This is a genomic window from Aeromonas sp. QDB23 (assembly GCF_027707745.1).
Classification (GTDB): Bacteria; Pseudomonadota; Gammaproteobacteria; order Enterobacterales; family Aeromonadaceae; genus Aeromonas; species Aeromonas allosaccharophila.
Map to the genome: position 1 here is coordinate 99,584 of NZ_JAPCJA010000007.1, position 17,187 is coordinate 116,770.

27 protein-coding genes are annotated in these 17,187 nt (G+C 57.6%); 19 read left to right on the plus strand and 8 right to left on the minus strand.

Translation table 11 applies throughout. The features are described from left to right. Positions 1 to 22: 22 nt before the first annotated feature. From PG888_RS05425 to PG888_RS05455, 7 genes are all read right to left on the minus strand, one after another. Positions 23 to 1,057 carry a conserved phage C-terminal domain-containing protein gene (locus tag PG888_RS05425; protein WP_270692875.1) on the minus strand — a complete coding sequence of 345 codons (1,035 nt, stop codon included), beginning with the start codon at positions 1,055 to 1,057 and terminating at the stop codon, positions 23 to 25. Further along, entirely contained in the window at positions 1,054 to 1,968 is a 915-nt protein-coding gene (locus tag PG888_RS05430) for a DNA cytosine methyltransferase (protein WP_064339875.1), read from the minus strand. Before PG888_RS05430 ends, PG888_RS05425 begins: the two co-directional genes overlap by 4 nt. Continuing rightward, positions 1,965 to 2,117: a hypothetical protein gene (locus tag PG888_RS05435; protein ID WP_162850482.1), complete on the minus strand. Its 153-nt coding sequence runs from the start codon at positions 2,115 to 2,117 to the stop codon at positions 1,965 to 1,967. The genes PG888_RS05430 and PG888_RS05435 overlap by 4 nt, the downstream gene beginning before the upstream one ends. Positions 2,118 to 2,168: 51 nt before the next feature. After that, the gene (locus tag PG888_RS05440) at positions 2,169 to 2,387 is read right to left on the minus strand and encodes a hypothetical protein (RefSeq protein WP_270692872.1); all 219 of its coding nucleotides are present in this window, start codon (positions 2,385 to 2,387) and stop codon (positions 2,169 to 2,171) included. 5 nt (positions 2,388 to 2,392) lie between these two features. Further along, a complete protein-coding gene (locus PG888_RS05445) occupies positions 2,393 to 2,791 on the minus strand; it encodes a hypothetical protein (RefSeq protein ID WP_270692871.1) in 399 nt (132 codons plus the stop codon). A 190-nt stretch (positions 2,792 to 2,981) separates the two neighbouring features. Further along, on the minus strand, positions 2,982 to 3,695 hold the full coding sequence (locus PG888_RS05450) for a phage antirepressor KilAC domain-containing protein (RefSeq protein WP_270692870.1): 714 nt from the start codon (positions 3,693 to 3,695) through the stop codon (positions 2,982 to 2,984). A gap of 42 nt (positions 3,696 to 3,737) precedes the next feature. Then, positions 3,738 to 3,956, minus strand: a complete 219-nt coding sequence (locus tag PG888_RS05455) for a hypothetical protein (RefSeq protein ID WP_139731231.1) — start codon at positions 3,954 to 3,956, stop codon at positions 3,738 to 3,740. A gap of 92 nt (positions 3,957 to 4,048) precedes the next feature. Between PG888_RS05455 and PG888_RS05460 the strand changes: the two genes are divergently transcribed. After that, a complete protein-coding gene (locus PG888_RS05460; RefSeq protein ID WP_162516169.1) occupies positions 4,049 to 4,690 on the plus strand; it encodes a helix-turn-helix domain-containing protein in 642 nt (213 codons plus the stop codon). A 359-nt stretch (positions 4,691 to 5,049) separates the two neighbouring features. On the opposite strand, the gene PG888_RS05465 is transcribed toward PG888_RS05460, so the two are convergent. Continuing rightward, on the minus strand, positions 5,050 to 5,235 hold the full coding sequence (locus tag PG888_RS05465; protein ID WP_270692868.1) for a hypothetical protein: 186 nt from the start codon (positions 5,233 to 5,235) through the stop codon (positions 5,050 to 5,052). Positions 5,236 to 5,679: 444 nt separating this feature from the next. Between PG888_RS05465 and PG888_RS05470 the strand changes: the two genes are divergently transcribed. From PG888_RS05470 to PG888_RS23215, 18 genes are all read left to right on the plus strand, one after another. Then, entirely contained in the window at positions 5,680 to 6,567 is an 888-nt protein-coding gene (locus PG888_RS05470; RefSeq protein WP_270692866.1) for a tetratricopeptide repeat protein, read from the plus strand. Between the two features lie 329 nt (positions 6,568 to 6,896). Beyond that, positions 6,897 to 7,583, plus strand: coding sequence for a KilA-N domain-containing protein (locus tag PG888_RS05475; protein WP_270692865.1), 687 nt, complete (start codon positions 6,897 to 6,899; stop codon positions 7,581 to 7,583). Between the two features lie 76 nt (positions 7,584 to 7,659). Next, positions 7,660 to 8,022: a hypothetical protein gene (locus PG888_RS05480; RefSeq protein WP_270692863.1), complete on the plus strand. Its 363-nt coding sequence runs from the start codon at positions 7,660 to 7,662 to the stop codon at positions 8,020 to 8,022. Then, positions 8,019 to 8,669 (plus strand): hypothetical protein, encoded by a 651-nt coding sequence (locus PG888_RS05485; RefSeq protein ID WP_259586857.1) that lies wholly within the window; start codon positions 8,019 to 8,021, stop codon positions 8,667 to 8,669. Before PG888_RS05480 ends, PG888_RS05485 begins: the two co-directional genes overlap by 4 nt. Further along, positions 8,666 to 9,508, plus strand: a complete 843-nt coding sequence (locus tag PG888_RS05490; protein WP_270692860.1) for a PD-(D/E)XK nuclease-like domain-containing protein — start codon at positions 8,666 to 8,668, stop codon at positions 9,506 to 9,508. Before PG888_RS05485 ends, PG888_RS05490 begins: the two co-directional genes overlap by 4 nt. Then, a complete protein-coding gene (gene bet, locus PG888_RS05495; RefSeq protein ID WP_197970794.1) occupies positions 9,505 to 10,491 on the plus strand; it encodes a phage recombination protein Bet in 987 nt (328 codons plus the stop codon). The genes PG888_RS05490 and bet overlap by 4 nt, the downstream gene beginning before the upstream one ends. A 72-nt stretch (positions 10,492 to 10,563) precedes the next feature. Then, on the plus strand, positions 10,564 to 11,670 hold the full coding sequence (locus PG888_RS05500) for a hypothetical protein (protein WP_182939506.1): 1,107 nt from the start codon (positions 10,564 to 10,566) through the stop codon (positions 11,668 to 11,670). A 49-nt stretch (positions 11,671 to 11,719) separates the two neighbouring features. Beyond that, entirely contained in the window at positions 11,720 to 12,937 is a 1,218-nt protein-coding gene (locus tag PG888_RS05505; protein WP_182939825.1) for a hypothetical protein, read from the plus strand. After that, positions 12,934 to 13,632, plus strand: a complete 699-nt coding sequence (locus PG888_RS05510; RefSeq protein ID WP_182939505.1) for a hypothetical protein — start codon at positions 12,934 to 12,936, stop codon at positions 13,630 to 13,632. Before PG888_RS05505 ends, PG888_RS05510 begins: the two co-directional genes overlap by 4 nt. After that, positions 13,629 to 14,084, plus strand: coding sequence for a hypothetical protein (locus tag PG888_RS05515; protein ID WP_182939504.1), 456 nt, complete (start codon positions 13,629 to 13,631; stop codon positions 14,082 to 14,084). The genes PG888_RS05510 and PG888_RS05515 overlap by 4 nt, the downstream gene beginning before the upstream one ends. After that, a complete protein-coding gene (locus PG888_RS05520; RefSeq protein WP_182939503.1) occupies positions 14,077 to 14,655 on the plus strand; it encodes a phage N-6-adenine-methyltransferase in 579 nt (192 codons plus the stop codon). Before PG888_RS05515 ends, PG888_RS05520 begins: the two co-directional genes overlap by 8 nt. A gap of 58 nt (positions 14,656 to 14,713) precedes the next feature. Beyond that, positions 14,714 to 14,890, plus strand: a complete 177-nt coding sequence (locus PG888_RS05525) for a hypothetical protein (RefSeq protein WP_164537295.1) — start codon at positions 14,714 to 14,716, stop codon at positions 14,888 to 14,890. 22 nt (positions 14,891 to 14,912) lie between these two features. Further along, positions 14,913 to 15,824: a recombination-associated protein RdgC gene (rdgC, locus tag PG888_RS05530; RefSeq protein WP_182939502.1), complete on the plus strand. Its 912-nt coding sequence runs from the start codon at positions 14,913 to 14,915 to the stop codon at positions 15,822 to 15,824. Beyond that, positions 15,821 to 16,027, plus strand: coding sequence for a hypothetical protein (locus PG888_RS05535; protein WP_182939501.1), 207 nt, complete (start codon positions 15,821 to 15,823; stop codon positions 16,025 to 16,027). Before rdgC ends, PG888_RS05535 begins: the two co-directional genes overlap by 4 nt. Before the next feature lie 12 nt (positions 16,028 to 16,039). Then, positions 16,040 to 16,282, plus strand: coding sequence for a hypothetical protein (locus PG888_RS05540; RefSeq protein ID WP_182939500.1), 243 nt, complete (start codon positions 16,040 to 16,042; stop codon positions 16,280 to 16,282). Positions 16,283 to 16,338: 56 nt separating this feature from the next. Beyond that, the gene (locus tag PG888_RS05545) at positions 16,339 to 16,746 is read left to right on the plus strand and encodes a hypothetical protein (protein WP_182939499.1); all 408 of its coding nucleotides are present in this window, start codon (positions 16,339 to 16,341) and stop codon (positions 16,744 to 16,746) included. A gap of 29 nt (positions 16,747 to 16,775) precedes the next feature. Next, on the plus strand, positions 16,776 to 16,910 hold the full coding sequence (locus tag PG888_RS05550) for a hypothetical protein (protein WP_265176782.1): 135 nt from the start codon (positions 16,776 to 16,778) through the stop codon (positions 16,908 to 16,910). Beyond that, the gene (locus tag PG888_RS23215) at positions 16,889 to 17,125 is read left to right on the plus strand and encodes an Arm DNA-binding domain-containing protein (protein WP_442866237.1); all 237 of its coding nucleotides are present in this window, start codon (positions 16,889 to 16,891) and stop codon (positions 17,123 to 17,125) included. The genes PG888_RS05550 and PG888_RS23215 overlap by 22 nt, the downstream gene beginning before the upstream one ends. Positions 17,126 to 17,187 lie beyond the last annotated feature (62 nt).

A 17,187-nucleotide genomic window follows, 5' to 3' on the forward strand; every position in this document is an offset into this window, starting at 1 on the left:
GTTGGCTGGCAGAGCGGTCACGTTAGAGGGGAGTGTCGTCGTCATAGCTGACAGCTCCCGATTCGATGAGACTGCGCGCCTGCTGCTGGGCGGCGGCAATGTTGGACATCGGCTTGCGCTTACCCTCGAAGCCCTCCCACTCGCCGTTCAGGCAGCGCGGGCGACCGATCTGAACCCAGCGCTGGGCGCCAGCCAGGTACCCGGCGAACTTCTGCAGCGCAAACAGGGTCATTGGCCGCAGGTATTCGGCCATTTTCAGGTTTGCGGACCAGTGCTCGCGCTTGAAGTCGATCACCAGTTGCAGATCGGCCACAGAGTAGCCCTCCGCCAGTCTGGCGTTGATGTTTTGCAGGGTGGTTGGCTTGGCCTGATAGCGGCGATTGCATGCGGCGTTGAGGTGGTTCAGCACAGCCAGAGAATCGGCTGATGGCTCTGCCGTTTTTTTAGCCGGTTTTGTTTCGTCAGAAACAGAACAAGAGATCTGTTTATTATCTTCAGAGTTTATATTGTTATTAATGATAAGATCTTCGGCATGATACTCCGCACCTAACTCCGCGCCGCTGAGTTGGCGATCACCCTCTAACCCCATATCTGGCGCGCCCTCAAACTCCGCGCCATACTCCGCGCTAAAGTGTTGCGAAACTCCGCGCTGATAAGCGTCGAAATTCAGCAGGCTGACGATGGTGTAACCACTCTTGCCCTGCTTTGTCGTCCTGCCGATCGCCCCCTCCTCCTCGAAATAGTCCAGCGCCCGACGAGCCTGATCCTCAGATACGCCACACGCTTTCCCGAGCGAACGAGCAGAGCAAGCCAGCTGACCACGATGAATGGTGAGGCGGTTGCCATTGAAGGTGACTTCACGGCTCTCGTAGGCCGCATCCAGCAGCAAATGCAGCCACACGGACTTCTTGGCTACATCCTTGTACCAGGGGGCATTCAGCATCGACGAGTAAGCGAGGCGGAAGCCATTGCGGGCATTTTCGCTCACGTTGCTACCTCTGCTGATAGGTTTGGAAATGGGGGCGCCTGCCCCCGGGAATTTGATAACGGTGTTCATGCTGCCTCCACCAGTGCCTGAATGATCCGCTTGCCAGCCAGTGGCGGAACTGCATTGCCAGCCATGTGAACGGTCAGCCGGTGGTTGTCTGGGCGCTTGATATCGCGCGGGAAGCTCATTGCCAGCAGGTTTTCTTCTGCCGTGAGCATCCGCATCCTGTCGCCGTCCACAACAGCCCAGCGATCGCGGGTGGTGATAGTGCCGATCGGGCGCTCAATGCTTCGCCCGGTGCGGGTGTTGCCGTAGTAGCTCATCACGAACCGGTCGCCGTGGACGGCTCTACCGTTAGCAACCCGCTCCAGCGTTGCTTCCGCCCGCCCCGGCTTGGCTATTGGTGACCAGCGCCCAGCGTTGAAGTCAATGAACTGCGACGCCGGGACATGCTCCATCTTCGGCAGGTTCAGGATTAATGGGTTTGCTGAGCGGGTGCAGACGATAAACATGCGGATCCGCTCTTGTGGCACCCCGAGATCGGCGCAATTGACCACATGCGGCGCCAAGGAATAACCCAGCGCCTGCATGGCTGCCGCCCATGCCGGATACAGCGACCAATCAAGGAACTCAGGAACGTTCTCGACGATGGCGGCTTGCGGCCGGTGAAACTCGAGAGCAGACACCACGGCCCATGCAGTGGAGCGGCTGGCATCGTGCTGCGGGTTTCCGTTTGCCTTGCCACGAGCTTTACTGTGCCCCTGGCAGCATGGTGAGGCGAGTAACAGGTCATGACTCGGCACCTGCGTCCAGTCGGCTTGATGCAGGTCTTGGCAGATGTGCTGGGTATCAGGGTGGTTCTCGCTATGCCAGTGCACAGCTTCCTGCCAGTGGTTGGCAGCCCAAAGCACTTCGCAGCCAGCCATCACGGCGCCGGTAGACCAGCCACCAAGTCCAGCGAAAAGGTCGATTGCTTTCATGCCGCCACCTCCTGCTCGGTGTAGTCACACCCCGGGCATTCAAATGAGCGGTCATCGGTACCGGTGCGCAGTTCGCTGCCACACATAGGGCAGTGATCCAGATCGGCACAAAGGGGTTGGCCCAGTGGGGCCGTTGGGTTCATGGTCATTTTTGAGGTCCTGATTAAGCCCGGTGGTGAGGCGGGCCTGATTGATAATGGTTATGCGCTTGGCTGCTTCTCGGCGCGCTCGATCTTGCGGGCCATCAGCTCGCGGGAGAGTCGAACGGCTGTCTTGTCGGTGCCGGCCGCATGCGCAGTAGGGATCAGCGAGGTGTCCAGCTCGAGCGACAACTCATGGATAACGGATTTCAGAATGATGTTTTCCCGTTCACTGACGTGCTGGGCTGCGGGGCGTGGCGGTCTGGCGTTGATAGTCATTGCAGTTATCTCCCTAAAACGAAATTGATCAGGCCGATGAGCTTTTGCACCGGCTTCTTGGGGCGCTCCTCGTCATAGATGGCCTCATCTTGCGGCGAGAATGTCAGCAGGCCGCGCTCTGGCAGGCCATCCCCTTTCAGGATCTCCTCGACAGTGACGGGCGGGTAACCCTGCTCGATCAGGCTCCGATTGGCCCGTTTGACGGCTCTCGCCAGGATCTGGGGCTCATGCTTTGATATGGAATTGAGCAGCATCAGCAGCGAGGTGCGGGCAAATGCGGTTTCAGTCATGCCGACTTCGGCACCGACTTCCTGCCACACGGATCGGTGGCCGACAGTGCCGCGCACCCGCAAGGGTGACAGGGTGTCCATTTTTTCGTGATCAGACAGTGCTGGTCTTCCCATGGTGTTGGTCCTCGTTAAATCGTTCTTGCAGTAATCAGTCTGACCTTCCCCGTCATTTCAACGGGGAAGGGTACGCACAATCTGCGTACCCCCTCTTGGCTTCCGCCAAGGGTCTGCACAATAGACAGACCCTTTTCATCGTCATCAAGGAGGTGGCATGACGGGTACGTTTCTTCACGGGTCAACTCCATCAGGAGGCCAAAGCTTTCTCAGCCTGGTACTTGCCCCACTCACCCGCGATCCACTGCACACCTTTCGGGGTAAACACGGTCTTGGCAAATGCGTAGTTATTTCGTTCAGCAGTTCCCGTTTTCACCTCAAAGCGACCGGCGTCAAGATGCTGGGCGTATGCCATCCACTGACCACTGAGTTGGTACATGTAACGCTTGGCACACAGGAAGGCGCGAAACTCATGCTCTTTTGCCTTGAGCAGCTTGGCTACCTCACGAAAACCAAGGGATCCGCCACAGTAGGCGTAGTGGTCGAAGAAATCGGCCTTGGGCGCATTGATGGAGATCACGTTGTTGGCGTACTCAAGTTGCTTGGTTTTCTCCTCCACTTCCAGTGCGAGGCGGCCAGCTTCAAGCAAGGCCGCTGCGTAGGTCTGCGGGATCTGCGGTCTTTGCTGGGATTCCAGCTCCTGCCACCGGTCCACAATCTGGGCGGTAAACTCTGGGCAGTTCTGAGCCACCAGGATCAGCGAGTCGCGCTTATTGAGGCGGTATTCCTCGTAGACGTTGCCGTTGTGGGAGAACTCTTGCGTTGCAAGGGTTCCGATAACGCCAGATACAGCGAGGCGCTGGGCGGAAATTTTAATGTTGCTATGTTGCTTACCAAGCAGCTCCGCAATCTCGCGGGTGCCCATAGTCATCTCGGTGCTGGTGATGATGCTCAAATTGGTCATATGGAGTCCTGTTGGTATTTGGTTTCAGTCACTCACCGCTGGTCAGGCGGCAGCTTTTGCATCCTTCTCGGGGTTGGTGTAATCGCCAAACCCGAAATCGAGCTCACCGTTGCTCGCACTGACAAACAATGCAGCAGCTTTCGGGGACACGATTCCTCCGTTCTTTTTTCTCCAGTCATTGAAACAAACTCGGTTGTAACCGATGGCGTTGGCGGCCTTTGCCGCACTGCCAAAAAACTTGATGGGCTCGTCGATGTGCATGGTTGGTCCTCTTGTGTGTACCAGCCAATATTAGTAAGAACAAACTAACCGGTCAACATAAAACAAACCTTACACCGGGCGAGGCATAATGGATGATGTTTGTTGAATCTAACGATATGGTGAAATCAATGTCTTCCTTTAACGAAAGACTCCAGCAGCTAATGGATGAGCGAGGTTTGACCGCTGCAGATCTGGCGCGGAAAACTGGCCTATCCAAGCCAACGCTGAGCGCCATCATCCACGGCAACACCAGTGACCCCAGAATTAGCAGCGTCCTAAGCATCTCCAGGATCCTTGGTTGCGACCCTATATGGCTATTTGTCGGCAAGAGTAGTGCTGAGTACGCATCAAGTACGGCCGTATCCAAGGTGCCGATCTGGGAGATGATGGATATGGTAGGTCAGCCGATAGATGCTATCCCGCTGATTGACACCGGAAAGCACTTGGTTGTAGAGGATGGCGGGCACCTGTGTGCCGTGGTTGCTGAAAACGATGATCTGGTTGGTAGCGGCATTCACAAGGGAGATGTGATCGTCATTGATATGAGCTTGCAGCAGCTAAAGCTGGAGAATGGCGATGTGGCACTGGTTAAACACGGAGACAAGATCCTGTTGTTGAGAGCCAAAAATGCGATCGATGGTATGAACCTAGTTGTCGATGATCCCCACTTCGGTTATCTCAAATCCAGCGAAGCCACGATTCTAGGGAAGATGGTAGAGCTGCGCCGCTCCTGACTGTTTAGTGTCCCCCACAAACCCGCCCATCGGCGGGTTTTTTCTTACCAGAAAACTAGCGGCGTGAGCGGCATTCGCACACAAAGTTAAAAAAAACTTACCAAGGTATTGCCTTGTTAGTTATTCCTGCCTATCATGCATTCAGTAAGTTTTGCCTAACCAAATAAAACCAAGCGGTGACGGTGGATGGCAAAAACAGAATTCAGTGCCACCCAGCAATCAGGACCAAGCCCCTAACCAGGGCAGAAGTGAAAAGCGCCTGACCAGCGCGTAAGAACGACAAAGCCCGCACAGGGCGGGCTTTGAAGGACTAGGGTACCACCCCCAGTCAGAGAAAGCCGAGGGACCAACCCCGGCAATCAGGACCCCAACCAGTTGACCCGGTGGGAATTAGCGAGGACCAACTCGCCAACAGGAGTAAATGTACCATGACCAGACGCCTTTTTTCCAGAGCCGCGCATCGCGCAGACCAGATCGTTGCCGCCATCGCCGACCGCCTGAACGGCAACGCCGCCCGCCGCCGCGCCATCCGTCAGCGCCTTCATGTGGCAATGCTGGCCTCAGAGCAGCACCGAATTGTGGCAGCTCGAGCCGCCCAGCTTCGCAATACAGGTTTCACTAGGCACAGCGCCCTCCTCCACTGGCGCATGCAGTTCCACCGCTCCGCAGTTTGATAACAGGGTCGAGCCCTCCCACGCATAGGGCTCAAGCCAAGACGCATTTAATAGACACCGCGAGTGTGTCTTGGCTTCTTGCAGCCTGAATTCAGGATTGCACCGCTCTTTAACAATCCGGATTGGGCAGTCACCGCTCGCAATCTGCTGGCCCGGCAGATCGCCATTAACCCGTCAAACCGGAACATGGCGCTGGAAGGTGACAGCTAGCCACTGGCAACAGTGGCCAGCCTGGAGCCCCTTGCATCAGGGGGTTGCAGGCTGACAGTTGCCCCAAACAGATCCATAATGCTTCCTTCGAAACAAGGAGGGGATATGAATCGAGTAGGGGGTTGGATCGGAACGGTGTTGCTAGGGTTGTCATTGCTGGTGATACCAGTGGCACACGCAGAGCCAGATAATACTGACATGGCCAAGATTATGAAGCTGGCCGAGGCTGGCAGCAGGGACGACCAATATCGCCTTGGGTTTAGCTATGACATTGGTGACGGTGTACCTCAGGATGATAAGCAAGCAGTATTTTGGTACCAAAAAGCAGCCGAACAAAACCATGCAACTTCACAGTTCTTTTTAGGCGGCATGTATGAAGATGGCCGAGGCGTTCCGCAGAATAACAAAACCGCCGTATTCTGGTTCAAAAAAGCAGCCGACCTTGGTTTGATTGCCGCACAAAACCAGCTTGGTTGGATGTATGCCAGCGGCACCACTGTGGTGCAGGATAAAAAACTGGCGTTCGACTGGTACAACAAGGCGGCCCAGCAAGGTTTTCCTTCAGCGCAATACAACATTGGCGTAATGTACGATCAGGGCCAGGGAGTAAAACAGGATTTTAGCAAAGCCTTGATATGGTACAGCAAGGCCGCCGAGCAAGGTGTTGCCGAAGCGCAGTACAATCTTGGGGTGATACACTACCAAGGGCGAGGTGTGCGGCAAGACTTCAAAAAGGCTTTCTCTTGGTATCGAAAAGCCGCAGAGCAAGGTTTACCAGATGCACAATACAACTTAGGTGCAGGATATGCGCGAGGTGAAGGGGTACCGCAGGATTATGTGAAGTCATACGCTTGGTATTCTGTTGCTGCAGCAAATGGCGAGCGGAGCTCCCACGATGCGCGTGATAATGCCGCGAAGCGACTCACCCCAGATCAACTAGCCAAAGGCCAAGAACTGGCCGCCAGCTACTTCGAGAAATACCAACCAAAATAGTCGCTACAACGACCACCAAACCAAGCCCAGCATCCGCTGGGCTTTTTCATGGATTGACAACCATGCCAATGTTTCTAGATACTATAAAAGCAACGGCAAAATCCGTTGCCGGGATTGAGACCCCGATCAACCCAAAGCGCACAACACGCGCCATGCGTGTTTTTTTGTGCGGCCCAGCTGTACCCGTGTTATGACGGGCTGGGCAGGGCAGCCGCAAGGCTGGCCGGTTTCTTTGGGTGCCGGTAGTCTCAACCCTGTTCAGCTCGTCACCAGTTCGAGATTGAGACCTCTATGGTGACGCTTACTTTGTTAGCCCAAAGGAAAACGCCATGAACACTCAGCTCACCATTGCCAACCACTCCATCACCATTGCAGCCGATGGTATGTACAACCTCAACGACCTGCATAAAGCTGCCATCGCCCAAGGTAAAGCTACCGCATCGCACAAGCCCAGCGAGTTCAAGCGCTTCAATGGCGCCTACATCGCAGCGGTAGAGGCCAAAGCGGGATTTCCCGCTTTGAAAACGGTGAGGGGTGGCAACAGGCCAGGAGTGTGGGCGGTCGAGTTGGTCGCCATGAAATATGCAGGCTGGATTGAGCCAGCTTTTGAAGTCGAGGTGTACGCTGCCGCTCAAGCCGCCCGCCGCAGCGAAAGCGAGGCACTGCACCGCCAGCTTGCCGAGCTGACTGAAAACGACATCCCCTTCCCGCCCGTAGCCAGCGAACTGTACAAATGCAGCGGGCAGCAGCTGGCCAAGGCGCTCTGCCACAAGCTGGGCGCCACCCGTTATATGCTCAGTATCGAGCCAGACAGTGGCAGCATGAGCGGCCGCCACGGCGGTGACTGCCTCACTCTCTGGCCGGTTGCTGACTGCGCCCACGTCATTGACCCAACCGACCCGCGCGACATGCAGCGCATGCTCGACCTGATGAGTAATGACGACCTGACCGATCTGATGAAGCTGACCTTAGCTTCCGTCACTCGGCGCACCCAATCGCTGATGAAGCCACGCTAACCAGCGTCCAGTTTCAACCAACAACCCCAGCCCTCGCGCTGGGGTTTTTGTTTTTACCAACCAAGGACCCCCGACCATGATCAACGAAACCACCCTGCTCGCCCTGCTGGAGAGCCGCGAAGCCGAGGCCAACGCCAAGGCCGAGTGGGTCGCCGAGTGGTGTAGCGCCAACCACCCCCTGCTGCTGGCCGGCCTGCTTAAAACAGACCCAGCAACCCTGCTGGGCGAGCTCGGCAGCGACCAGCACCGCCAATACAACCTAGCCATCTGTCGCATGCTCGGCGGCGATGATGCGCAACTGAAGCAGTTCATCCAGCAGGTAGTTGACACTGGGCTTGCCGAGTTGGCCAAGGCCGCCTGGAGCGACCATGTGGCCGCCCTGCACAACGCCATGAGCGAGGAGCAGTTTGAAAGGTATCTTCAGAGGAGCGCAGCATGAAAGGCGTTGAACTTTCTGAGTGGCTTAGATCCAACTACCCAATCAACAGTCGCGCAATGGCTTTTCGCAAGAAGTTGCATGGGATAGGTGTCAATGATGCTGACTACCTAACAAAACCAAGGGTTGGTGGAAAACAGGTCACTTGCCCTGCTTATGAGACTTGGAGCCACATGCTGTATAGGACGTACAGCGAGACGAGTCACATCAAAAACCCAACTTATATTGGCGTTACAGTTGGCTCTGTCTGGCACTCTTTTATGGGATTTAGGGAGTGGTGGATTAAACATCACGTAGATGGCTGGCAGCTTGATAAAGACCTTCTTGGTAACTCGAAAATCTACTCGCCAGATAACTGCATCTATGTTCCTTCATGGCTAAATAGCTTCAACACTGACAGGGCTGCGCTTCGTGGTAAGTGGCCTATAGGTGTTCGCCTGCATAAAGAGCCAAATACATTCGAGTCAAGATGCAGAAACCCAATTACCAGAAAAAGCATCCACCTAGGTCTGTTTGATTCACCTGTCGATGCTCATTACGCATGGGTTGAGTGCAAAACCAATCTTGCTATTGAGCTAAGGCCGCAAATGGACCGAATACACCATGGCCTGTTTCATGGCGTGATGAAGGCAATAAAGGAGGCCATATGAACGCCGCCGTAGATACCAGCCTAGCCCTGCCGCAGGGGCTGGTGCTGGGCCTCTCCAACGAGCAGTACCACTCTGGCCCCGGCATCAGCAAATCCCAGCTCGACGACATCGCCGAGAGCCCTGCCACCTACATCTGGCGCAAAAGCGCGCCGGTCGATGAGGAAAAGCTCAAGGCGCTGGACATGGGTACCGCCCTGCACTGCCTGCTGCTGGAGCCGGAAGAGTTCAAGGATCGCTTCATCATCGCCCCTGAGTTCAACCGCCGTACCAACGCTGGCAAGGATGAAGAGAAGGAGTTTCTGGCCAACTGCTCCGAGCTGGGCAAGACCATCATGACCGCAGAGGATGGGCGAAAGCTGCAACTGATGCGCGAAAGCGTGTTCGCCCACCCTGACGCCCGCTGGCTGTTGGAGCAGGACGGAATCTGTGAGGGGTCGCTCTACTGGACTGACCGCGAGACCGAGGAACTATGCCGCTGCCGGCCAGACAGGATGCTGACCGGCCACCCCATTCTGGCCGACGTGAAGAAGGTGGACGACATGAGTCGCTTACGGCGCCACGTCGAAGAGTTCCGCTACCACGTTCAGGACGCCATGTACTCCGATGGCTATCGGGAGATCTACGGCGAGATCCCGGACTTCATCTTTATCGCGGTCAGCTCATCCATTGAGTGCGGCCGCTATCCAGTGCGGGTTCGCCCGCTGGAGCAGGAGTGGAAAGAGGAAGGCAAAGACCTCTACCGCCGCGACCTGCGCAAATTCCACGAGTGCCGCGTCAATAACGACTGGCACGACCTGATACCACTTACCCGCCCGGCATGGGCAAGGAGAGCAGCGTGAGCAACATCGCAATCATCAAGCAGCAGGCGGCGGAGAATTTCGCCGCCGAGTTCCCCATCTTGGCCCAGCGCGGTATCGATGAGCCAACCTGGAACGCCCTGTGTAACACCATCTACCCAGGCGCTAACCCTGACTCTGTGGTGATGGCGATTGACTACTGCAAGGCGCGCGGGCTGGACATCCTGCTCAAGCCGGTACATTTGGTGCCCATGCAGGTCACTGACGCTCGCACCAAGGATAAGGTGTGGCGCGATGTACCAATGCCCGGTATCGGCATGTACCGCATTCAAGCAGACCGCTCCGGCAACTACGCCGGTGCTGATGAGCCTGTGTTTGGCCCTGATGTGACCGAGGAGTTCCAAGACCCCTACAACCAGCAAAACAAGATCAAGGTCACCTACCCGCAGTGGTGCAAATACACCGTCTACAAGATGATTGACGGCCAGCGGGTGGCCTTCCATGCCCTTGAGCGCTGGAAGGAGAACTACGCCACCCAGAGCGGCAAGACTGAGTGCCCCAACGCCATGTGGCGCAAGCGCCCATATGCCCAGCTGGCCAAGTGTACCGAGGCGCAAGCGCTGCGTAAGGCATGGCCTGAGATCGGCAGCGAGCCCACAGCCGAAGAGATGGAAGGCAAGGAGATCATCATCAACGAGATCCCGGGCGCCCAAGTGCAGCAACAGAAAGCACCAAACCGCACGCTTGCCGCCATGAAAGGCAGCATGGATCAACCGGTGACGCTCGAAGCTGAGCCGCAGCAACATGTTGAACCGCACATCGAAACGGTCGAGCAGGTTGACCACGCCAGCGCCTACGCTGACCACAGCGCCGCCATCGAGGGCGCATCCTCCGGCGAGGAGTGGCAAAGAGCCTACACCGCCGCGTGGGAGTGGGCCAACGGCACCGGCGACCCGCAGATAGTCAAAGGCATCAAGCAGGTCGCTGGCGAGCGCAAGCGCCAACTCGACCAGCAGCAAGCGTAACCAACCACTTTAACCAGTCCAGCCCGCCAACCAGCGGGCTTTTTTATGGATCACCGCCACAAGGACCCCGACATGACCGAACAAGCCAAGACCGACACCGCCCAAACTCAGCTGGTTGTCATCGAACCGACCACCGCCGTTGCCCTGTTTACCGAGGGCCAAGGGGTGACTGAGCTGTTGGCCGATATCCGCCAGAAGGCATCCAGCCTGGTGCCTGACGTGACCACCGCCAAAGGTCGCAAGGAGATCGCCAGCATCGCCTATGCCGTTGCCAAGACCAAAACCTATCTGGAAGGCTTCGGCAAGGAGCTGACCGACCAGTACAAGGAGATCCCCAAGCGCATTGACGCCAACCGCAAGGTGATCCGCGACACCCTCGACGCCCTGAAAGAGGAAGTGCGTGCCCCGCTCACCCAGTACGAAGCGGAAGAAGCAGCCCGCGTAGCCGTACTGCAAGAACGTATGCTGGCCTTCTCCATAGCCAAGCAGACCTCCGCCGAGCTGCCGAGCACCGAGTTGGAGCACTACCTGCAGCAGATTGAAGCGATCGCCATCGACGACAGCTGGGAAGAGATGACCGCCCAGGCAGGCGTAGCCAAGGATGCTGCCGTGCTCCACCTGCGCACCGCCATTGAGAAAGCCAAGGCGCGGGAAGCGCAAGCCGCCGAGCTGGAGCGTCTGCGCCAAGAGGCTGCCGCCCGCGATCAGGAAGATCGTGAGCGCCGCATCGCAGAGCAGGCTGCAGCAGCCGAAGCCCAGCGCCAAGAGCAGGCCCGCCTCGATGCCGAGCGCCGCGAACGCGAAGCGCGGGAACGTGAGCAACAGGCTATCCGCGACGCAGAAGCCGCAGAGCTGGCCCGCCAGCAGGCAGAAGCCCGCCGTATTGCCGAAGCGGAGCAGGCAGAACAGCGCCGCCTGCAGGCTGCTGCCCAAGCAAAGATGGAAGCAGAGCTTGCAGCGAAGGCCGCCGCCGAGCAGGAGCGCCAACGCATCGCCGACGAACAGCGCCTCAAGGATGAAGAGAACTCCCGCCGCCTGGCCGACCGTGAGCACCGCGGCCGGATCAACAGCTCCATCGTGATGGACTTGATGGGGCTGGGTCTCGCTGAGGATGTCGCCGTGAACATCGTCAAGCACATCGCCAGCAACAAGATCGACCACCTGAGCATCAACTACTGATCACCCGCCCCGCCGCCAACGGGGCTTTTGCACTCCCAGAGGACCAACCATGACCACGCTGAACCCCAGCGAGGCAACCAGCCTTGCCCTGAACACCCTCACAACCCAGATCCGAGCCATCATCCAGATGCCTGACGGCCCGGCCAAGGCCGCCATCGGCAGCTTTGAAACCCTGCTCACCGCCAACTTGACCATGATCAGCGAGGCTGCCAACGCCCATATCGACGAGTTCAACGGGCTCATCGACCAGCTGGAAGCCCGGGATGGTGAGCTGAATGAGCAGATCGCACTGGTCAGCCAGCTGCGCCAGCAGGTGGCAGAAGCCGAGCAGCGCATCGCAGCAGCGCGGCAAGAAGGCGCAGATGAGCTGGAAGCCAAGGCAGACGAACTCTACAAGGCGCAGCGCGCCCTGAATGAGATCGAAACCAAATTCAGTGCCCTGCAATTCACCTCACGCCAGACCGATCGCCAACTTGCCGACCTCAAGGCCATGGATCCGGCAGGCATGAAGCGCCGCATCAAGGAGAAAAACGACCTGCTGGAGCAACAGCGCACCGCGATCGCCAAGCACAAGAGCAATGAGGCTGCCTACCGCGCCGAGGTGCTGAAACTCGAGCGCCGCATCAAAGACCTGCTGGATGCCATCAACGAGCAGGATCGTGAGCTGGAAAGCCGCCACGGCGTCATCATGGAGCTCGAGAGCTGCCGTGATGCCAAGCTGGTCTGGTTCAAGCACCTGGCCAAGACCTATAAGGGCGAGGACGGCACGCTCTGGAATGTCTACTTGGTGGATCACGGCCTGCAGTCAAACCTCACCTACCTCATCAATGACCTCAACTGGAAGCTGCACGCCATGAAATCCGATGGCTCCGGCTGCTCGGTCATGTTGAGCCAGTGGATGAACCCCATCTATCCCACCCCGTTCGGTGCCGGCGCCCCTGATGCCATGACGCAGGATATTTTCAACTTCATGTTCGAAGCGCTGGCCCGGAGCCATCCGCACCTGCAGCCGCGAGCAGAATGGGCCAAGACGGTCAGCATTCACGAATGTGGCCTGCCGCCGCGCACCATCAAGCCGCTGGAGGATGCCGGGATCGACACCCTCTACAAGGTGATGAGCCACCAGGGCAACAAGCTGGACAAGGTGAAGGGGCTTGGCGAGAAGCTGGTTGGCCAGATCCTCTACGCCTGCGAGCTCAAGGTGAAGTTGTGGGAAGAGCAGTTCGCAGCCAGCCAGCAACCAGAACAGCACAAGGAGGCGGCATGACAGGCTTCTATCTGCGCGACACCAGAACCAATGTAGGCAGCACCTGCATGTTCTGGGCGCTTAATGGCAATGGCTACACCTCAAACTTGGACAAAGCCCACGTCTACACGCTGGAGGAGGCCCAGCGCCACTTCAATGGGCGCCACACCGATGTGCCGCTCAGCAAGGCGTTGGTCGATGAGCTCGCTACCGTGCGGGTTGACCACCAGTATCTGGATGACACCAAGGCCGGTCTGGCAACAGGCTGCGATCAGTATGTAATCCACTGCTGCATCGGTGATTTCGACGGTAACGATGTCTACTGGAAGGCCCAGAAGGGTTCGACAGTCTGCCTGTCAGATGCGCTAATCCTGACGGCAGAGGAGGTAAGGCATGCTCTGTGGAACGATGAGGTTGCCTTTTACCCGCTTGAGTACGTGAAGTCCATCAGTCGCCGCACATTCCAGGCGCGCAACGTCAACGAGCGCCGCATGATCACCGTTGCCGGGATCCGCAAGCCAAAGCGCCCACGCAAGCGGCAGACAACAGGCCGCACCCGCGGCAACTGCCCTGACTGCGGCAAGGTTACCTGTGGATTTAACCCATACGAGGCATACACCTGCGCCGAGGCGGCCAGAGAGAAGTATGGCGCCAGCCACATTGACGACTGCGAGGACGCGGCCAGATACAGCAAAGCCAGAAAGGAGGCTGCATGAGCCAGCAACTACCAGAGCTGCTGCATAGAATGCAGCATTCACTGAACACTCAGCATGGTCGATTCACTGCAGACCCGCTCTATTGCGTGTTCTCCAAGCGTGAGATTGTTGTTGATGCTGACTATGATCACGACCGCATTTTCTGGTGGCATCAGGAAAGGCACATCGAGGCCAGCGAAACAACTGAGCGGAGGCTTGAGCTCCTCCGGCGTGATGACCGCGAAACTGGCGACTGGGTAAAGCTGGCCGTCAAGGAGATCAGCCACTTCGAAACAGCCTGCTTCACAGAGCAGGGTTGCAAGGACTTCCTCGAGATCCAAGGACACAACCTGTGCAAGCCGTTCATCTATGCTACTAGCCTGTTTCGCAACAGGGAGATGATCGCCTTACGCGAAGCGTTGATGAATGGCCAACTGGCTGCTGTTGAGTGCAAGGGGGCTGCCAATGGCTGACTACCGCGGTTCCACCACCCCAGAAGCCACCCGCGACATGACCCAGACCCCGCTCTATCTGTTCAGAGCGCTGGATCTTGAGTTCAACTTCGCCCTCGATGCCGCCGCACTGCCGGAAACGGCGCTCTGCGAGAAGTACCTGACGCCTGACATCGACGCCCTGAGCGTGGACTGGGGCGACTTTATCAGCCCGTTTGTGCGATCGCCTTGGGCTTGGCTCAATCCGCCCTACTCCGATATCGGGCCATGGGTGGGAAAGGCCATCGAGCAGCAGGACCGCGGCATCGGCACCGTCATGCTGGTCCCGCAGGACACCAGCACAGAATGGTATCCAGGCGAGCGCGCCAGCGAGGTACGCCACATCACCGGCTACCACGACGAGAACGGCAAGTGGCGCAACGGTCGGGTGAGCTTCATCAACAAGGCAACCGGAGAAGAAATGAAGGGCAACCCCAAGGGCTCAATGCTCCTCATCTTCGCCCCCAACTGGCGCGGCGAGTGCCGGATACGCGATGTCAGCAAGCTCACCCTGCTGCTTGCCGGAGCCGAGCCCGTCAGCGCTGCAGCCTGATACCCCCAAACCATCCACCGCCAGCCACACAGAAACGGTGGATAAGTAGAGGAACCCCATGAAAGACACAGATAACCCCTACTGCGGCGCGGTAGTCATCGGGTTGGGCGTCGTCATGCCCCACCCCAAGCTGCGCGGCAAGTTTGTACTGCCTGGCGGGACCATCTGCAACCGGTCACAAGCCGAAGCAGCCGCCAAGAAACTCCACGACCTGCAGGCAAAAGCCCGCAACTAACCAACCAAAAGGACCCCAGACCATGTGGTTTAAAAACCTTCAAGTGTACCGCTTCACCCGCCCGTTCGAGTTGACCGCCGAACAGCTGGAAACTCAGCTCGAAGCTTGTGCCTTCACCCCCTGCGGCAGCCAGGATATGTCCCGCTTCGGCTGGACTCGACCTCTAGGCAAGTTCGGCAGCACCCTGACCCACTCCGCCAACGGCCAGATCCTCATCTGTGCTCGCAAGGAGGAGAAGATGTTGCCATCTACCGTCGTCAAAGAGCAGCTGGATGAGAAGGTTGAGGCGATCGAGTTCGAGCAGGGCCGCCCCCTCAAGAGGAAAGAGAAAGAGGTGCTGAAAGAGGAGCTGCTGCACACCCTGCTGCCCCGCGCATTCAGCCGCACCGCCAACACCTACGCGTGGATCAACCCGGCCGACGGCCTACTGATGGTCGATGCCCCCTCCGCCAAGAGGGCCGAGGACGTGCTGGCCCTGTTGCGCAAGTCCATCGGCAGCCTGCCGGCGGTGCCGGTGGCGCTCAAGAACCCGCCAGAAATCACCATGACCGAGTGGCTGCAAGAGGGAAACCTGCCTGCCTCCTTCACCCTGGAAGATGAATCCGAGCTGCGCAGCGCCATGGAACACGGCGGGATCGCCCGCTTCAAGCAGCAGGATCTGATGACCGACGAGGTAAAAAACCACCTCGCCAACGACAAGCTGGTCACCAAGCTGGCCCTCTGCTGGGGTGAGAGCATCAGCTTTGTGCTGGGCGATGACCTCTCCATCAAGCGCCTCAAGTTCAGCGAGGAGCTGCGCGAGCAGAATGACGACATCACCAGCGAGGATCCAGCAGCCCGCATGGACGCCGACTTTGCACTGGTGACCGGCGAGCTGTCCCAGTTTATCCCGGCGCTGCTTGCCGCCTTGGGTGGCGAGGAGGCCCCGCTATGACCAGCTTCTACAAGACAACTGACGCCAAAGTGCTGGCCGCCCACGCCGCCTTTGAGGCTGCAAAGAGCGCTCTGATTGAGAAGGCCAACATTCTGGGCAAGGAGTTTGATGGCAAGCCGAAGTTCAGCAGTGATGTGCATCAGTTCAAGTGCGATCTCGGGGTGGTTACAATCGAACCAAAGCAGCAACCGCTGCAAAGCTGAGGGGTAGGCTGAATGTCAAAAGTAAGTTTCAGTATGAACGGCTGGCGCAGAAACCTAAGTGAAGAGGTTCGCTCGCTCAGGGATACGGCCAAGCAACTACTTAATAATGAAGAGTTAGACCGAGACGAGCTCAGGCGCGTAGTTGATGAAATCATTTGCATGAGCAACTCAGTCAACTGCGTCAGCATAGAAGGCGAAGAATTGTTCTCAGACATGTCGGATGTCTGCGTGCCAATCCTTGATGAAGAGGATTAACGGCCCTTCCTTCAATCCAATTGGCGCCCCATCCTCAAGGACAGGAGGGCCACGCCATGCAACAGCTACAACTCATCGACCAGAGCAGCCAACTGCTGGACGATCTGGTTAATACCGTACTCTCCCCCACCCTTTCCCAGTCGGCCAAGCTCGCCGAGATCGGCCGCATCCTGGCTCACTTCGATCTGCCTATCGAAACGCCCAGGGTAACCGGCCAGCTCTGGAGCGCAACCGATCTGGGTAAGGAGCTGGGGGTGAGTGCGCAAGCCATCGGCAGGCTGGCCAACCGACACAGCCTGAAAACCACCGAACTGGGGGAATACCGCCTTGACCAGGCTGCCAACTCCCGCAAGCAAGTTCAAACCTTTTACTACAACCAGCTCGGGCGTCACCGGCTCGAGTCTCTTTTAATCGCGAGGACCACATGCAAGGAAATTACATCTACCCGTGCGCAAGATGGGTGAAACCACGCCTTTTTGAGGCCCTGACAGGGATGACCGAGAAGGCTGCAGAGGGGCGCCGCCTGAAGGGTGAGTGGCCAGAAGGAATAATCTGGAAATATGGCCCTGATGGTCAGGTTCGTTACAGCGTCGAGGAGTACGACAAATGGGTAGAGTCAGCGCAATAGATAACCAAGCCTCTCTGGTTGCCGGGCTGACTGGTGTTGAAGTGCATGGCAGCAAGCTACGGATCTGTTTCAGCTATAAGGGGCGCCGGTGCAGAGAGGTATTGGACATCCCCATCACTAAGGCAAACGTCAAATTCGCAGCGAACAAACTAGCGGCGATAAAGCACGAGATTGCCCTTGGCAGCTTTGACTATGCAAAGCGGGAATTCAGATAATAAGTGCGACACTCATGGATGAATGGCGAGAGGTGGCCAACTGCTGATTGGTGGTACCCTTC

Bases quoted from the DNA above. Each gene is read 5' to 3' on its own strand.
- PG888_RS05455 (WP_139731231.1), bottom strand. From the start codon at position 3,956: ATGCACATCGACGAGCCCATCAAGTTTTTTGGCAGTGCGGCAAAGGCC.
- PG888_RS05435 (WP_162850482.1), bottom strand. From the start codon at position 2,117: ATGACCATGAACCCAACGGCCCCACTGGGCCAACCCCTTTGTGCCGAT.
- PG888_RS05480 (WP_270692863.1), top strand. From the start codon at position 7,660: ATGATCAACGAAACCACCCTGCTCGCCCTGCTGGAGAGCCGCGAAGCC.
- PG888_RS23215 (WP_442866237.1), top strand. From the start codon at position 16,889: ATGGGTAGAGTCAGCGCAATAGATAACCAAGCCTCTCTGGTTGCCGGG.
- PG888_RS05500 (WP_182939506.1), top strand. From the start codon at position 10,564: ATGACCGAACAAGCCAAGACCGACACCGCCCAAACTCAGCTGGTTGTC.
- PG888_RS05505 (WP_182939825.1), top strand. From the start codon at position 11,720: ATGACCACGCTGAACCCCAGCGAGGCAACCAGCCTTGCCCTGAACACC.
- PG888_RS05440 (WP_270692872.1), bottom strand. From the start codon at position 2,387: ATGACTATCAACGCCAGACCGCCACGCCCCGCAGCCCAGCACGTCAGT.
- PG888_RS05485 (WP_259586857.1), top strand. From the start codon at position 8,019: ATGAAAGGCGTTGAACTTTCTGAGTGGCTTAGATCCAACTACCCAATC.
- PG888_RS05490 (WP_270692860.1), top strand. From the start codon at position 8,666: ATGAACGCCGCCGTAGATACCAGCCTAGCCCTGCCGCAGGGGCTGGTG.
- PG888_RS05545 (WP_182939499.1), top strand. From the start codon at position 16,339: ATGCAACAGCTACAACTCATCGACCAGAGCAGCCAACTGCTGGACGAT.
- PG888_RS05510 (WP_182939505.1), top strand. From the start codon at position 12,934: ATGACAGGCTTCTATCTGCGCGACACCAGAACCAATGTAGGCAGCACC.
- PG888_RS05465 (WP_270692868.1), bottom strand. From the start codon at position 5,235: ATGAAGGCGCTGACGGATGGCGCGGCGGCGGGCGGCGTTGCCGTTCAG.
- PG888_RS05515 (WP_182939504.1), top strand. From the start codon at position 13,629: ATGAGCCAGCAACTACCAGAGCTGCTGCATAGAATGCAGCATTCACTG.
- PG888_RS05445 (WP_270692871.1), bottom strand. From the start codon at position 2,791: ATGGGAAGACCAGCACTGTCTGATCACGAAAAAATGGACACCCTGTCA.
- PG888_RS05450 (WP_270692870.1), bottom strand. From the start codon at position 3,695: ATGACCAATTTGAGCATCATCACCAGCACCGAGATGACTATGGGCACC.
- rdgC (WP_182939502.1), top strand. From the start codon at position 14,913: ATGTGGTTTAAAAACCTTCAAGTGTACCGCTTCACCCGCCCGTTCGAG.
- PG888_RS05460 (WP_162516169.1), top strand. From the start codon at position 4,049: ATGATGTTTGTTGAATCTAACGATATGGTGAAATCAATGTCTTCCTTT.
- PG888_RS05535 (WP_182939501.1), top strand. From the start codon at position 15,821: ATGACCAGCTTCTACAAGACAACTGACGCCAAAGTGCTGGCCGCCCAC.
- PG888_RS05475 (WP_270692865.1), top strand. From the start codon at position 6,897: ATGAACACTCAGCTCACCATTGCCAACCACTCCATCACCATTGCAGCC.
- PG888_RS05525 (WP_164537295.1), top strand. From the start codon at position 14,714: ATGAAAGACACAGATAACCCCTACTGCGGCGCGGTAGTCATCGGGTTG.
- PG888_RS05430 (WP_064339875.1), bottom strand. From the start codon at position 1,968: ATGAAAGCAATCGACCTTTTCGCTGGACTTGGTGGCTGGTCTACCGGC.
- PG888_RS05520 (WP_182939503.1), top strand. From the start codon at position 14,077: ATGGCTGACTACCGCGGTTCCACCACCCCAGAAGCCACCCGCGACATG.
- PG888_RS05540 (WP_182939500.1), top strand. From the start codon at position 16,040: ATGTCAAAAGTAAGTTTCAGTATGAACGGCTGGCGCAGAAACCTAAGT.
- PG888_RS05470 (WP_270692866.1), top strand. From the start codon at position 5,680: ATGAATCGAGTAGGGGGTTGGATCGGAACGGTGTTGCTAGGGTTGTCA.
- PG888_RS05425 (WP_270692875.1), bottom strand. From the start codon at position 1,057: ATGAACACCGTTATCAAATTCCCGGGGGCAGGCGCCCCCATTTCCAAA.
- PG888_RS05550 (WP_265176782.1), top strand. From the start codon at position 16,776: ATGACCGAGAAGGCTGCAGAGGGGCGCCGCCTGAAGGGTGAGTGGCCA.